The sequence below is a fragment of the Flavobacterium ponti genome (genome assembly GCF_042652765.1).
GTDB lineage: Bacteria > Bacteroidota > Bacteroidia > Flavobacteriales > Flavobacteriaceae > Flavobacterium > Flavobacterium ponti.
Genome location: NZ_JBHSGW010000025.1, coordinates 332,169 through 346,427, shown reverse-complemented (window position 1 = coordinate 346,427; position 14,259 = coordinate 332,169). Strand labels below are relative to the sequence as shown.

The following is a 14,259-nucleotide window of genomic DNA, read 5'->3' as shown; positions in this document are numbered from 1 at the left end:
CAGCTTTGCATCAGTAGTTTGTGATTCAAGACTGACCATAATAAATATAGATAAAATCATGATAAAGAGAGGTTTTTCCCAAGGAAAATCAAGCCTAAACCATTTTATAAAATCATTTTAATAACAACTCTTATCGATAACTTATTTGTTTGTTAAGACTTTTATTATTGGTTCTCTGTATTCTTGGTCTTTTTCATGTATTTCAATTTCTCCTTTGTCTGTGTTTATATTTAGATAGATTTCAGAATATAAATTTTCGTCTTCTTCTTCAAAAAACAATTTCAGTTTGTAATAATCACTTTTGTCAAGATTAACAGATTTTTCATTTAATGAAAACGATGTTGCAGTTATGATTTGAGATGTGAAATTTTTGTCTGCTGGTTTTTCATATAATTCTGCTAATGCTTTAATTAACTCATTACTTTCAATTCCTATTGATTTAAGTTTAACACTGTTTGGCAAAAAACCATTTTCTGTATCAATCTCATCATTTTTAAAACCAGCTTTAATTTTAGAACTTACTTCGATTTGTAGTCCAACAATTTTGTTTTTGTATAATCCTTTCACAATATATATGTGTGAATTATCTGTTTTTTTATCTTCGATTATTTTAAGAAAAATGTCGGCCCAACCTTCTTCGATGTCTAACCTTGAAGTGATTTCTTCAAGTTCATAATTATTAGTATTATTTTCGTTGTTGTTTTTGCAACCAAAAAAGAATGAAAAAAGACTCATAAAAATTATTATTGATAATTGTTTTGTCATGTTTTATATATTGTATTCTCTGCGGTTTCCAAGAGTTGATACTAACTTGTAAATAGTCGCATGTTTCGATTGTAAATTCTTACAAGTATTTATAATTGCTTTTAATTAATTGTAAATATAAATAAAAAGCATAAAAATAATCCAAAAGAAATAACATTTGGATTATTAATCACTTCTTACTTAAACATTACTACAAACGACCTTCATACAAAGTATTTATATAAAGAAATCAATAATTTCCATTATATAAGATTCATCTTTTTCGGGTTCATTGTTGCTGACAACATATTTTAATTTTTCTTTCAGTTTTGGTTTATTTAGATATTTACTAAATGATTTAAAATCTTTAACTAAGATTATTAGCCTGATAGAACTAGTAGACGTTTTTATTTCTAATTCTCCACGATGAACAATTTTAGTAACATAAATACCAAATTTTTTAACTCTTATTTGAACTTTGAATGCAGTTAAGTTTAATTCTTCAATTTCATCTAATCTCAAACCGAAACATTTTATTTTTTGATTCAAGTTTATTCTTAAAAGTAAGCCATTTTTCAGCAATTCTAAATTAATAAATATGAAATCGTTTCCTTTTGAAGTAATAGAATTTTCAATTTCTGAAATTCCATTTTTATAGATAAGTTTTGTTGAGCCAGTTCCATTAATTTTTAGACTTTCAGTAAAACTATATTTACCACCATAATATTCTAAATCATTTGAGAATAGTTCGTTGTTATTGGTTAGGTTTAGTTTTTTCATATTGTGCAAATTGTTAGACTATTTGTGGTAGTTGCAAAAATTTATAACAAAAAATACAAGTACAAAACTTCTTTTAGAATTTTCGGAGAAAATTCCTAACACAAGCCAAGCCTAGCAATTGCTACAAATGGCTGTTTTGTATAGTTTTTTTGTTTTTTTTATGAGCTAAATTAATTTCTTTATAAAGTTCTTCAACATCACAATTTAATATTGCACTCGATATTATTATACTTTTCTTATAATTCCAATTACTCATAAAAAGAAGATACTTTCTAAACATGTCAATTTTCCTGTCTTTAAAAACAGGTTCATTTAAAAATATTTCAATGCTATATTTCTTAATTCTTTGGGTTTTTGAAATGTTATTCCATTCAATTTTTCCAAATGATTCATATTTAGAATTATCAATCAAATATTCATCAGTAATTCGTATGGCATATTTTCTTGGTAAGATTTTTAATGATGAGAATATTAAAGATGAAAAAAGAATAATTCCCATAATTCCGAGAATTTGATTTGTTTCTTTTCTCGTAAAAATATTTCTAATAAATTTTTCGGGTTCCAACAAGAAATAAAATGAAAAAATAAGCATTAAAAGCAAAAAAACGATGCCTAATAAAATTCTTTCTTTATTAAATTTATATTCTTTAATCATAAAATTTTATTTCTTTAATCTTTTTCTCAAAATTACGCACAACGTTCCCATGCTTGACATCAGTTGCGAGCTTCGGAAACAATTATCTTCTTTCAAATATAAAAATTCTTGCGAAACGTAAACGTGAATTTTATACAAATTTCGCAATTGTGCCAAACGTGTTTTAGCTGTTGTTTGTTTTTTCTAATTGTAAAATTTCATTTATGTGTTTTTTTGTAGCAAATCTATTAATAATACATTGTCTATATTCAGACATTAGTAAAAAACAAACTTTATTATTTTGAGTGTCAATTACATTACATTCTTTAGGTATTTTAAATTCTGTACTTATATCTGGATTTATATTTTGTGTTTTTTCGTTAATTTTTAAAAATCTATTTTCAATTTCTTGGTTTTTCAAAGGAAATGTTAAGTATTCCCATCCTTCCATTTCTGCGATATATTTATATTTATTAAGTTCAAAATCAAAAATAATCATATTAATTCCACCATTGGAATGTAAATTACCTAAAATAATACCTCCATTAAATGCATCAAATATTAAACCTAATTTATTTAAATATTCAAAGTCATTATGAGAAAAATAAATATTAAATCCATTTTCAGAAAATATAAACTCACCTATAGAATGTTCTTTTATAAATTCATAAAGAAGAATTTTTCCGTCCATATTAAGTCTTATATAAAAGGTGGTGTTACTAATGGTAAAGTACCGAGATTTCTAAATAACAGCTAACTTGTTAATAGTCGCTTGTAATTAATTGTAAATATAAATAAAAAGCATAAAAAAAATCCAAAAGAATTAACTTTTGGATTTTTAATCACTTCGTACTTAAAACTTCGTACTTCGTACTTTAAAACTATTCTTTACTCAAATTTTTCATTTCTTTTTCAATCATGTCATAAAACTGATCGATTTTTGGTAAAATGATAATTTTTGTTCTTCTATTTTTTTGTCTGTTTGCAGGTGAATCATTATCTACTAATGGTACATAAAAACTTCTACCAGCAGGAATTAACTGTTTTGGATCAACTCCTAAGTCATTTTGTAACACTCTAACAATTGATGTTGAACGTTTTACTGATAAATCCCAGTTGTCTAATAAAACACTTGATTTAAATGGAACGTTGTCTGTGTGACCTTCAACCATACATTCAAAGTCTGGTTTACTATTAATTACTTTAGCAACTTTAGCTAAAACATCTTTTGCACCTGAACTTACTTCATAACTTCCTGATTTGAATAATAAGTTATCAGCAATTGAAATGAAAACAACTCCTTTTTCTACGTTAATTTTAATGTCTGGATCGTTGATTCCAACTTCTCTTTTTAAACTAGTTACTAAAGCTAAAGTAACACTATCTTTCTTAGTTAGAGCATCTTGCAAACGGTTGATTTTTAAGTCTTTTTCTTTTAAACTTTCTAAAGACTTTTCAAGATTTGTAGCTCCTTTTGAAGTCAAAACTGTTAATTCTTTTGAACTGTTAATCAAATCTGTATTGTTTTTCTTTAAATACTCAATTTGATCAGCAAAAGCTTTTTTCTCTGTCAAACAGTTGTTCAACTTAATTGTTGCCGAATTTAATAAATCTTGCGTTTCTTTGTTTTTAGCTTCAAGTGCAGCTATTTTTTTCTTCGTTCCACAAGAAGTCATTGTGAAACCAATTACTAATAGGGATAAAATTACTTTCTTCATAATGTTTAATTTTTTAACAAATGTATATAGAATTTGATAAATTTTGTAACAAAATAAGATAAAATATTGTTAAAATAATTCTAAGAAAACCTTGTGTTTACTTATAAAATAAGAAAAAACTATTGATTTAATTTTGAAGTAATTGGTTTTCAAATTTGTTTTTCTTTTTTTAAAAAACATTCCAAATTTTATGTAAAAATGAAAGTGAGCTTTTCCAACAGCTAAAAAATGCTTGAATTTGCCTTGAAGTAAAAATTTAAATGCAGCAATTCCATCTAAAATCATTCTAAAAAATAATATTTGTATTAACTTTTTGGAAGGTAGATTTTTTACCAGCATAAAAAGTGAATTTCTAAAATTCAAATATGTTTTATGGGGATTGGCAACATCTAATGTAGCACCACCAACATGATAAACCACTGATTTTGAAGTATATTTAGTTTTGTAACCTAAATTAAAAGCTCTCCAGCATAAATCAATTTCTTCTTGATGGGCAAAGAAATCAATATCAAATCCTTTTAATTCATGGAAAACTTCTTTGCGAATGAAAAAACAAGCACCAGTTGCCCAAAATATTTCGGTTTCATCTTCAAATTGACTTTTGTCTTCTTCAATAGTTTCAAATATTCGACCTCTACAAAATGGATAACCATATTTATCAATGAATCCACCAGCAGCACCAGCATATTCAAAATGTGTTTTCTTTTTATAATCTAATAATTTGGGTTGGATTATAGCAGTTTCTATATCTTTTTCAAATAGTGAAATAATAGGTTGTAACCAATTTGCCGTCACTTCAATATCTGAGTTTATTAAAGCATAATAAGGTTCTTCTACAAATTGAAGTGCTTCATTATAACCTTGAGCAAAACCATAATTTTCTTTGTTTTGAATAATTTTCACAGAAGGGAATTCACTTTTCAAAACTTCAATAGAGGTATCAGTAGAAGCATTATCAGCCACATATATTGTTGCGTTTTCAGAATACTGAATAACTGAAGGTAAAAATTGTTGTAACAATTTTTCTCCATTCCAATTTAATATGACAACAGCTATTTTCAAAGTTAGAATTTTGAATTTAGAATTTTGAAAGTTGGAAGTTCTTTTAAAAATGAATATTGTTCTTTCTCAAAATCCATTTCGCAAAAGTAATGATTTAGGCCATTACTTACCATTAAATAATTAGCATTTAAAATCATATTGTAACGAGCAATTTGGTCAAAAGTCTTTTGGTCAATGGTAATTTCAGGAGCTTTGCATTCAATTAATAAAAAAATAGAACCATCTTTATTAAAAACTACAATATCATAACGTTTATTCATTCCATTTACTTTCACAACTTTCTCAACGTTTATATAAGATTTTGGATAATTTTTTTCCTCAATCAAAAAACGAACAACATGTTGACGAACCCATTCTTCTGGAGTTAAAAGAATAAATTTTTTTCTGATTTCATCAAAAATAGACACTTTATTTTCACTATTTTTGAATCGGAAAGTATAATTTGGAAAATTTAATGGTTGCAAAATTTGTAGTTGATAGTTTATTGTTAATAGTTTATGGCAAAAATAGATAAATTTGAAGATATAGAAATTTGGAATAAATCTAGAGAAATTTGTTCAGACATTGAATATTTATTTGAAAATACAAATTTAGGAAAAAGATTCTCCATGAAAGACCAAATGGATAGAAGTTCTGGTTCTATTATGGATAATATTGCAGAAGGTTTTGAAAGAAATGGAAATAGAGAGTTTATTAATTTTTTAAGTTATTCAAAAGGTTCTTGTGGCGAATTAAAATCACAATTATACAGAGCATTGGATAAAAAACTAATTTCTCAAATTCAATTTGATGAAGTTTCTGTAAAAATTGAATTAGTCAAAAATAAAATAGGAGCTTTTATGAAATATTTGAATAATTCAGAAATTAAAGGTTTAAAGTTTGGTAACAATAAACAATAAACTAAAAACAATTAACAACAGATATGGACGAAGTCATTCAAATTACAAAAGATATAAAATCAGGAAATATAAAGCCTATTTACTTTTTCATGGGTGAAGAGCCTTATTATATCGATAAGTTAACCGAATTTATTGAAGAAAATGTATTGCAAGAACACGAACGCGATTTTAATCAAAGTGTTATTTATGGAAGAGATGCAACGATTGAAGATATAGTTTCCAGTGCAAAACGTTTTCCAATGATGGCTGATAGACAAGTAATAATTGTCAAAGAGGCACAAGAATTATCTAGACATATTGATAAGCTAGAAAGTTATTTAGAAAATCCACAACAAACAACAGTTTTAGTTTTTGCTTATAAATACAAAACATTAGATAAACGTAAAAAAGTAACCAAATTATTAGCAAAAGCAGGAATTGTTTATGAAAGTAAAAAGCTATACGAAAATCAAGTTGGAACTTGGATTTCTAAAGTTTTAAAAGGACAAGGTTATGCCATTGAACCTAAAGCAACTTTGATGTTAGTGGAATTTTTGGGTACAGATTTATCAAAAATCAGCAATGAATTAGATAAACTAAAAATTGTTTTACCAAAAGGACATACTATTTCAGCAAAAGATATTGAAGACAATATCGGAATTAGTAAAGACTACAATAATTTTGAGTTGCGAAAAGCTATTGGAGAAAAAGATCAATTGAAAGCCTATAAAATAATTGATTATTTTGCTCAAAACCCAAAGGATAATCCGATTGTAGTTACTACAAGTTTGGTCTTTAGTTTCTTTTCTCAATTGTTACAATATCACGGAACTAAAGATAAAAATCCAAATAATTTGGCAAAAGTATTGAAGGTAAACCCTTATTTTTTAAAGGATTATGATGTAGCTTTTAGAAATTATCCAATGAAAAAAGTAAGTCAAATAGTTGCAACTTTAAGAGATATTGATGTAAAAAGCAAAGGTGTTGGAGCCAATGCTTTACCACAAAGTGATTTGCTGAAGGAAATGCTGATACATATTTTTAGGTAATGGGTTCTAGGTAATTAGGAAATAGGAAAAAAGAGAATAGATTTGTTATTTGCTTTTGAATTTGACCTTGACATTGCTATTGATTTAGAACTTGCAATTGAACTTGAAAATGGTATCTTTGTTATTATAGATTAAAATATAAAATATAAAAATGGGAATGAATAAAAACACCGTATTGGCTTGGGCTACCTTCATAATGATTTTAATGGGAATTATAATTATTGGTCTAGGAATATACAGATATGATGATGTAGCTGGTTGGGGATTTGCAGCCGTAGGAATAGGTTTTTTCGCAATCGCTTGGGTTTTCAATGCACTAAAAGGAAGAGTATAATTAACTCATTGCCGTTCGGCTTTAGCCAACGGAAAACAAAACAATTCAACAAATAAACAGTTTAACAATTCAACAAATATATAATGTCAGACGATAAGAAAGTAATATTTTCAATGTCTAAAGTAAACAAGATTTACTCTAGTACTAACAAACAAGTTTTAAAAGATATTTATTTAAGTTTCTTCTATGGAGCGAAAATTGGTATTTTAGGTTTAAATGGTTCAGGAAAATCTTCTTTATTAAAGATTATTGCTGGTTTAGATAAAAATTTTCAAGGTGATTTGGTTTTTGCACCAGGTTACAAAGTGGGTTATTTAGAGCAAGAACCACAATTAGACGAAACAAAAACAGTTATTGAAATCGTTCGTGAAGGAGCAGCAGAAATCTATGGTTTATTAGACGAATTCAATAAAATTAATGACGATTTTGGTTTGCCTGAAGTCTATGAAGATGCAGATAAAATGCAAAAACTAATGGACAGACAAGCTGATTTACAAGATAAAATTGATGCAGCTGGAGCTTGGGAAATTGATAACAAATTAGAAGTTGCGATGGATGCTCTTCGAACTCCAGAAGGTGATACTCCAATTAGTGTACTTTCTGGTGGAGAAAGAAGACGTGTAGCTTTATGTCGCTTATTATTACAACAACCTGATGTTTTATTATTGGATGAGCCTACCAATCACTTGGATGCTGAATCTGTACTTTGGTTAGAACAACATTTACAACAATATCCAGGAACTGTTATTGCTGTAACGCACGATAGGTATTTCTTAGATAATGTTGCTGGTTGGATTTTAGAGCTAGATAGAGGAGAAGGTATTCCTTGGAAAGGAAATTATTCTTCTTGGTTAGACCAAAAAACAAAACGTATGGAGCAAGAAGAAAAATCAGCTTCAAAACGTAGAAAAACATTAGAACGTGAGTTGGATTGGGTTCGTCAAGGAGCCAAAGGAAGACAAACTAAACAAAAAGCACGTTTACAGAATTATGATAAGTTATTAAATGAAGATCAAAAAGCCTTAGACGAAAAATTAGAAATTTATATTCCAAATGGTCCAAGATTAGGAACAAATGTTATTGAAGCTAAAAATGTGGCTAAAGCTTTTGGAGATAAATTACTATATGACAATCTAAACTTCACTCTTCCTCAAGCTGGAATTGTTGGAATTATTGGTCCAAATGGAGCTGGTAAATCAACAATTTTCAGAATGATTATGAAAGAACAACAACCAGATGCAGGTTCTTTTGAAATTGGAGATACTGTAAAAATAGCTTATGTAGATCAATCACACTCCAATATTGACCCAGAAAAATCAATTTGGGAAAACTTCTGTGATGGTCAAGAATTGGTTATGATGGGTGGAAGACAAGTTAATTCAAGAGCTTATTTATCTCGTTTTAACTTTGGTGGAAGCGAACAAAACAAAAAAGTATCAACACTTTCTGGTGGAGAACGAAATAGGTTGCATTTGGCAATGACATTGAAAGAAGAAGGAAACGTTTTACTTTTAGATGAGCCAACCAATGATTTAGATATCAATACATTAAGAGCATTGGAAGAAGGTTTAGAAAACTTTGCAGGTTGTGCGGTGATTATTTCGCATGACAGATGGTTTTTGGATAGAGTTTGTACTCATATCTTAGCTTTTGAAGGAGATTCAGAAGTATATTATTTTGAAGGAAGTTTCTCTGAATACGAAGAAAATAAACGTAAAAGATTAGGTAAAGAAGTAACACCAACCCGAATCAAATACAAAAAATTAATTAGATAACTTTAACTTATTTTATTAAGAATTAGACACATATTAACCCTTTTTCTATTAATTACTTCCTTTTCTGTCTGCTCACAATCGAGTTTGTCAAAAAAGGAGGTGCTAGCTATGTTAAATCAATCGGGAGACTACTTTAATGATTTAGAAAATGAAAAATCGTTGAGTGTTGCAAAAACCGCTTTGGGTTATTCTGTTGAATTAAATGATGATGAATTAATTGCCAAATCTTATAACCTTATAGGATTAAATTTTGATGAATATTCAAATACAAAAAAAGCGATTGAATATTATGAAAAAGGATTAAATCATGCCAATTTAACAGAGAATGATTCGGTTAAACAATGGCTTTATAATAATTTAGGAAATGTATATGCTTATAGTTTAGTCGATATAACAAAAAGTATAATCTATTATAAAAAAGCACTAAATTTTGCCATTAAAATAAAGGATGAAGTTGAAATAAATTACATCAAACAAAATATTGCAAGTGCTTATTTTGCAGAAAATAAATACAACATAGGTAAGATTTATTTGGATGAAATTTCAAATTATGTTTTAACAAAAGGTCAAGTTGAAGCACGAATGACTTACTATTCTCTTCTTGGAGAATATTATAATAATTTAGAAAATGACATCCTTACTGAGAAGTATTATACAAAAGCGCTAGAGATTTCTAAAAAGAATCAAAGTGAACTTATTGAAAGTAATATTGCTGATTTATATCTAAAAGTTTCTTCTTTTTATGCTAAAAAACAAGATTATACAAAAGCATACTTTTATTTAAATGAAAGTGAAATACTCAAAGAAAAAATATACAGCGAAGATAAAATTGCTACTATAAAAGACACTGAATCTTCCATTGAATTAGATGAGTATAAAAGACAAATTGATAAAATAGAAGAAGAAAATAAAGTTTATATTAAAAGTTTAAGCATCAATAAAACAATTAATATTTTATTATTTACACTCTATATAATTATTGGAATTTTATTTGTTTTGTTATTCAGAAATCAAAAAATAAGAAAAGATTTAAATACCACGCTTGAAATTCAAAACTCAGAACTTGAAATCGCAAAACTTGAAGCTGAAGAAAATGCAAATCTAAAAAGTCAATTTGTATCAACTGTTACTCATGAAATTCGAACACCTTTGTACGGTATTATTGGATTAATTGATTTATTAGTTGAAGAGAATAAAGAATTCAAAAATAACCAGAAAATAAAATCATTAAATTTTTCGGCAAATTACTTGCTCATGCTGATTAATGATGTTTTGCAGACAAATAAATTAGAAAGTAAGAACGTAATTTTAGATTCTAATAAATTTTCTGTAACACAAGTTTTTAGAAAAATTATTAATTCGTTACAGTATTTAGCGAAACAAAATCAAAACAAAATTGAGTTCAGGATTGATGATAATTTTCCTAAATATGTTTATGGTGATAAGACAAAATTTGTTCAGATAATTATGAACTTAATTACCAATGCTTTAAAATTCACCAATAAAGGTTTGATAAAGGTAGAAGTTAAAGTAATAAATGCTACAGATAAATCAGTTGATATTCAGGTAAATGTTTGTGATAACGGAATTGGAATTAATGAAAATGAGCAAAAACTAATATTTAATAAGTTCATACAATTAAACCGAAAACAAACCGATTATCAAGGTACAGGTTTAGGGTTGTATATAGTAAAAAGTTTAGTTGATATCTTAAATGGTACTATTACTTTAGAAAGTAAAGAGAATAAAGGAACCACCATTCATTTAAATTTAACTTTTAGTTTAATAAATGAAGGACTTCCAAAGATTTCTAAAACAACCATGAAAAAAATTAAAAACTCAGTTAGAGTTCTTGTTGTGGAAGACAATAAGATAAATCAAATGGTGACGAAAAGAATCTTAGACAAAAATAATTTCATAACTAAAGTAGTAGAAAATGGATTTGATGCAATTAAAAATATTGAAGAAGATAAGTTTGATATTATTTTGATGGATATTAATATGCCCGAAATTAATGGTTTTGAAACAGCAATTAGAATAAGAAATATAAAACCTAAAATACCGATAATAGCATTAACAGCAACAGATGCCAACGAAATTAAAAATAAAATTACTCAATCAGAAATGGATGAAGTAATTGTAAAACCATTTGATGAAAAAGACTTGGTTGAAATGATTTATAAACTTTTGAAGAAATATAAAAAGAAGAAGAAAGCCTAATTTAATTAATATTAAAACCTATGAAAAATACTTTTTTGATTTTTGCTTTGTTTTTAATTTTATCATCTTGCCAAGATGATTCTAAATTAGAAACCATAACTGTCAATAATAAATATACGTTAGATGTGTTTTCAAATATGTCTAAAACTAAAGAATTAAATGATGAAGCTTCTTTACAATATCAAAATATATTCAAAGAATTGTATGTGATAGTAATCGATGAAAGTGCCGAACAATTTGAAAATGTAATTATTGACAATGGTCTTCAAGAATTATATCAACCAGATTTAGATGGTTACACAAGTTTGATTGTTGATGGATTTGAATCTGAAGAAGGAGTTGGAGATATTTCAGAAGCAAAAGATACTATAATTAATGGATTAGAAGCAAAAGTATTTGACCTCGAAGGAAAGGTTGAAGAATATGATGTATATTATAAATTAGCTTTTCTAAAATCTCAAAAATCCTATTATCAAATTATGACTTGGACATTATTGGATAAAAAAGAAGATTTTGAAGAAAAAATGGATAAAATGATATATTCTTTTAAAGAAATTAGGAATAAAACAGTTGCAAAATAAAATAAAAAAGAAGCTAAACTTAGCTTCTTTTTTATTAATTAGTTAATACCATCGTTTCTTATTCTTCTTCGAAGCTTCAGATTTTCTGGAATTTGTATTTTTGTTTTTATTTCTTAAATCAGGTTTTTTATCTGGATTTTCAGATACAGCATTTACATCTAAAACATAAGGATGATCTTCAACAACCTTAATTTTTAATCGAATTAATTTCTCAATATCTTTTAAATATACTTTTTCATCTTTATCACAAAATGAAATAGCTAATCCACTTTTTCCAGCTCTACCAGTTCTACCAATTCTATGAACATAAGTTTCAGAAATATTTGGAATATCAAAGTTAATCACAAAAGATAAATCATCGATATCAATTCCTCTTGCTGCAATATCTGTAGCCACTAAAACAGTAATATTTTGATCTTTAAAATCATTTAAAGCTCTTTGCCTTGCATTTTGAGATTTGTTTCCATGAATTGCAGCAGCTTTTACACCATTTTTATCCAAAGCTTTTACCACATTATCTGCTCCATGTTTAGTTCTTGTGAAAACTAAGATATTTTTTAAATCATCATTTCTAATTAAATGATATAGTAATTTTCGTTTATCACCTTTGTCTACAAAATATACTTTTTGAGAAACTTTTTCTGCTGTACTCGAAATGGGATCTACAGAAATATATTTTGGACTAGTTAAAAATTTATCAGCTAATTCTCTAATAGCAACAGGCATAGTTGCAGAGAATAATAAGGTTTGACGATTATCTGGAGTTAGTTTAACAATTTTCTTTACATCGTTGATAAAACCCATATCAAGCATTTGATCAGCTTCATCTAAAACCAAGTGATGCAAATGATTTAAATCAATATAACCTTGTTTATTTAAGTCTAAAAGTCTACCTGGAGTAGCAATTAAAACATCAACTCCTTTTCGCAATTGATCTACTTGTGATACTTGACTAACACCTCCAAAAATCACTAAAGACCTAATATTGGTATATTTTCCATAAGCATCAAAATTTTCTTGAATTTGGATAGCTAATTCACGTGTTGGTGTAACTACAAGTGTTCTTATATGTTTTACTTTTTTATTTGAACCAACAATTCTATGAATTAAATTGATGATTGGAATGGCAAAAGCACCTGTTTTCCCTGTTCCTGTTTGAGCACAAGCTACTAGGTCTAAACCTTCTAAAACTGCTGGAATAGCTTGTTCTTGAATAGGAGTAGGGTTTTCATAACCTATCTCTTGAACTGCTTGTTGTATGTTGGGAATTAAATTTAATTCTTTAAAAGTCATTTGTATTATTTTCGACAAAGGTAATCATTATAAAATAAGAAATTCTAAAAAGGAAAATTCCAAATTCCAAAATTATTTTTTTATCCGAAAATCTATTGTCTGAAAATCTAAAAATCTTTTTAAAGAGTCTTACTTTTCATAAAATCTGTAATCAAATAAGCTATTAATTTACCAGTAAGATGATTGTTGTTGGAATGATCTAAATCTGGAGCACCTTCACATATATGTAAATAAGAAGCATTTTTGTGTTTTCCAAAGTGATGAACAAATTGTCGTGCTTTGTCAACTCCAAAACCTGAATTGGTCATAGCACTAGAATAAACTCCTGGTATTGCATCTAAATCCAATTCAATGCCAAAAGGTTCATTTTTAATATAATCTAAAGCTACATTTAATTCAGTATCAAAATCTTTTTCTTTTCGCACCTCAATTTCTTCATATGTATTGTAGTTAATAGTCTCAGGAATTGATTTTATGGTATTAAAAACACTTTTTGAAACAAAACCTTCATGAAGCCCAAAAACAAAGTATTTTTTCAAAAAATGTTCTTCAAAAGCATACGTAAAACCATTTCCAGAATGTCTTCCTTCCATAATACGAAAGTCTGTATGAGCATCAAAATTTACAGCATTAACCATTTTTCCTTTGCCTAATGCTAAACCTTTTATGTTTCCATAAGCATTGTTATGTCCACCACCAATAATAATAGGGATTTTTCCAAGTTTAACAATAGCACAAACTAAATGAGAAACTTCCTTATCAATTTGTTCAACAAGCTTAAAAAGTTCTTTTCTATCTTCTTTATCATTTGCCATTAATAAAGAAGCTTTTTTCATTTGTTTCTCAACATCCAAATGACCTAAAAGTATAATTTTACTTCCTTTACAAAATTTATTATGTTGAATATTTGCAAGACTTTTAATAGCACTAAAATAAGCTGAAGCTGTACCAACTCTACCAAAGTTAGCTTTTACACCAACATCTTCGGGAATTCCAAAAAGTACAAAAGGAGCATCAGATTTTGATATAAAATCTAATGCAGGTGTATCGTTGGGAATCGTTATAATTCGTTCACCAAATTTAACCTCACCACTTCGGTGGTTTGTAATTGCTGCTAAATCTGAAACACTAAACTGTATAAAGTTATCCATGAATGAAAAAAATATGAATTCAAAAATACTATAATCTTAT

15 protein-coding genes are annotated in these 14,259 nt (G+C 27.3%); 6 read left to right on the top strand and 9 right to left on the bottom strand.

What is annotated here, in order from left to right; all coding sequences use genetic code 11:
- Positions 1-141: 141 nt before the first annotated feature.
- The 7 genes from ACFO3U_RS09950 to ACFO3U_RS09920 all read right to left on the bottom strand — a co-directional run bounded on the left by ACFO3U_RS09950 (position 142) and on the right by ACFO3U_RS09920 (position 5,402).
- Positions 142-765, bottom strand: a complete 624-nt coding sequence (locus tag ACFO3U_RS09950; protein WP_379741439.1) for a hypothetical protein — start codon at positions 763-765, stop codon at positions 142-144.
- 216 nt (positions 766-981) lie between these two features.
- Complete coding sequence (locus tag ACFO3U_RS09945) at positions 982-1,524, bottom strand: hypothetical protein (RefSeq protein WP_379741436.1); 543 nt, start codon at positions 1,522-1,524, stop codon at positions 982-984.
- A gap of 121 nt (positions 1,525-1,645) precedes the next feature.
- Positions 1,646-2,179 (bottom strand): STM3941 family protein, encoded by a 534-nt coding sequence (locus ACFO3U_RS09940; RefSeq protein ID WP_379741434.1) that lies wholly within the window; start codon positions 2,177-2,179, stop codon positions 1,646-1,648.
- A 163-nt stretch (positions 2,180-2,342) separates the two neighbouring features.
- The gene (locus tag ACFO3U_RS09935) at positions 2,343-2,849 is read right to left on the bottom strand and encodes a hypothetical protein (RefSeq protein WP_379741430.1); all 507 of its coding nucleotides are present in this window, start codon (positions 2,847-2,849) and stop codon (positions 2,343-2,345) included.
- A 190-nt stretch (positions 2,850-3,039) separates the two neighbouring features.
- On the bottom strand, positions 3,040-3,876 hold the full coding sequence (locus ACFO3U_RS09930; protein WP_379741427.1) for an OmpA/MotB family protein: 837 nt from the start codon (positions 3,874-3,876) through the stop codon (positions 3,040-3,042).
- 69 nt (positions 3,877-3,945) lie between these two features.
- Positions 3,946-4,938, bottom strand: a complete 993-nt coding sequence (locus tag ACFO3U_RS09925) for a glycosyltransferase family 2 protein (RefSeq protein ID WP_379741424.1) — start codon at positions 4,936-4,938, stop codon at positions 3,946-3,948.
- A 2-nt stretch (positions 4,939-4,940) separates the two neighbouring features.
- On the bottom strand, positions 4,941-5,402 hold the full coding sequence (locus ACFO3U_RS09920) for a type I restriction enzyme HsdR N-terminal domain-containing protein (protein ID WP_379741421.1): 462 nt from the start codon (positions 5,400-5,402) through the stop codon (positions 4,941-4,943).
- A gap of 33 nt (positions 5,403-5,435) precedes the next feature.
- Here ACFO3U_RS09920 and ACFO3U_RS09915 point away from each other — a divergent pair, with 33 nt between their 5' ends.
- From ACFO3U_RS09915 to ACFO3U_RS09890, 6 genes are all read left to right on the top strand, one after another.
- Complete coding sequence (locus ACFO3U_RS09915; RefSeq protein ID WP_379741418.1) at positions 5,436-5,837, top strand: four helix bundle protein; 402 nt, start codon at positions 5,436-5,438, stop codon at positions 5,835-5,837.
- A gap of 23 nt (positions 5,838-5,860) precedes the next feature.
- Positions 5,861-6,865: a DNA polymerase III subunit delta gene (holA, locus tag ACFO3U_RS09910; RefSeq protein ID WP_379741414.1), complete on the top strand. Its 1,005-nt coding sequence runs from the start codon at positions 5,861-5,863 to the stop codon at positions 6,863-6,865.
- 151 nt (positions 6,866-7,016) lie between these two features.
- Positions 7,017-7,199 carry a CAL67264 family membrane protein gene (locus ACFO3U_RS09905; RefSeq protein WP_338375610.1) on the top strand — a complete coding sequence of 61 codons (183 nt, stop codon included), beginning with the start codon at positions 7,017-7,019 and terminating at the stop codon, positions 7,197-7,199.
- A gap of 83 nt (positions 7,200-7,282) precedes the next feature.
- Positions 7,283-8,974 (top strand): energy-dependent translational throttle protein EttA, encoded by a 1,692-nt coding sequence (gene ettA / locus ACFO3U_RS09900; RefSeq protein ID WP_379741411.1) that lies wholly within the window; start codon positions 7,283-7,285, stop codon positions 8,972-8,974.
- A gap of 108 nt (positions 8,975-9,082) precedes the next feature.
- Positions 9,083-11,194: a response regulator gene (locus tag ACFO3U_RS09895; RefSeq protein ID WP_379741408.1), complete on the top strand. Its 2,112-nt coding sequence runs from the start codon at positions 9,083-9,085 to the stop codon at positions 11,192-11,194.
- A 20-nt stretch (positions 11,195-11,214) separates the two neighbouring features.
- Positions 11,215-11,775, top strand: coding sequence for a hypothetical protein (locus tag ACFO3U_RS09890; RefSeq protein ID WP_379741405.1), 561 nt, complete (start codon positions 11,215-11,217; stop codon positions 11,773-11,775).
- Between the two features lie 42 nt (positions 11,776-11,817).
- Here the strand turns inward: ACFO3U_RS09890 and ACFO3U_RS09885 are convergent, their stop codons facing one another.
- Together ACFO3U_RS09885 and ACFO3U_RS09880 are read right to left on the bottom strand one after the other, a co-directional pair.
- Positions 11,818-13,068, bottom strand: coding sequence for a DEAD/DEAH box helicase (locus ACFO3U_RS09885; RefSeq protein ID WP_379741403.1), 1,251 nt, complete (start codon positions 13,066-13,068; stop codon positions 11,818-11,820).
- A gap of 119 nt (positions 13,069-13,187) precedes the next feature.
- Positions 13,188-14,219 (bottom strand): formimidoylglutamase, encoded by a 1,032-nt coding sequence (locus ACFO3U_RS09880; RefSeq protein WP_379741400.1) that lies wholly within the window; start codon positions 14,217-14,219, stop codon positions 13,188-13,190.
- Positions 14,220-14,259: the final 40 nt, after the last annotated feature.

What these genes read in the sequence shown, in the direction of transcription:
- ACFO3U_RS09950 (WP_379741439.1), bottom strand. Translation starts at nt 765, where the DNA reads ATGACAAAACAATTATCAATAATAATTTTTATGAGTCTTTTTTCATTC.
- ACFO3U_RS09945 (WP_379741436.1), bottom strand. Translation starts at nt 1,524, where the DNA reads ATGAAAAAACTAAACCTAACCAATAACAACGAACTATTCTCAAATGAT.
- ACFO3U_RS09905 (WP_338375610.1), top strand. Translation starts at nt 7,017, where the DNA reads ATGGGAATGAATAAAAACACCGTATTGGCTTGGGCTACCTTCATAATG.
- ACFO3U_RS09915 (WP_379741418.1), top strand. Translation starts at nt 5,436, where the DNA reads ATGGCAAAAATAGATAAATTTGAAGATATAGAAATTTGGAATAAATCT.
- ACFO3U_RS09930 (WP_379741427.1), bottom strand. Translation starts at nt 3,876, where the DNA reads ATGAAGAAAGTAATTTTATCCCTATTAGTAATTGGTTTCACAATGACT.
- ACFO3U_RS09935 (WP_379741430.1), bottom strand. Translation starts at nt 2,849, where the DNA reads ATGGACGGAAAAATTCTTCTTTATGAATTTATAAAAGAACATTCTATA.
- ACFO3U_RS09895 (WP_379741408.1), top strand. Translation starts at nt 9,083, where the DNA reads ATGTTAAATCAATCGGGAGACTACTTTAATGATTTAGAAAATGAAAAA.
- ACFO3U_RS09890 (WP_379741405.1), top strand. Translation starts at nt 11,215, where the DNA reads ATGAAAAATACTTTTTTGATTTTTGCTTTGTTTTTAATTTTATCATCT.
- ACFO3U_RS09880 (WP_379741400.1), bottom strand. Translation starts at nt 14,219, where the DNA reads ATGGATAACTTTATACAGTTTAGTGTTTCAGATTTAGCAGCAATTACA.
- ACFO3U_RS09940 (WP_379741434.1), bottom strand. Translation starts at nt 2,179, where the DNA reads ATGATTAAAGAATATAAATTTAATAAAGAAAGAATTTTATTAGGCATC.
- ACFO3U_RS09885 (WP_379741403.1), bottom strand. Translation starts at nt 13,068, where the DNA reads ATGACTTTTAAAGAATTAAATTTAATTCCCAACATACAACAAGCAGTT.
- ettA (WP_379741411.1), top strand. Translation starts at nt 7,283, where the DNA reads ATGTCAGACGATAAGAAAGTAATATTTTCAATGTCTAAAGTAAACAAG.
- holA (WP_379741414.1), top strand. Translation starts at nt 5,861, where the DNA reads ATGGACGAAGTCATTCAAATTACAAAAGATATAAAATCAGGAAATATA.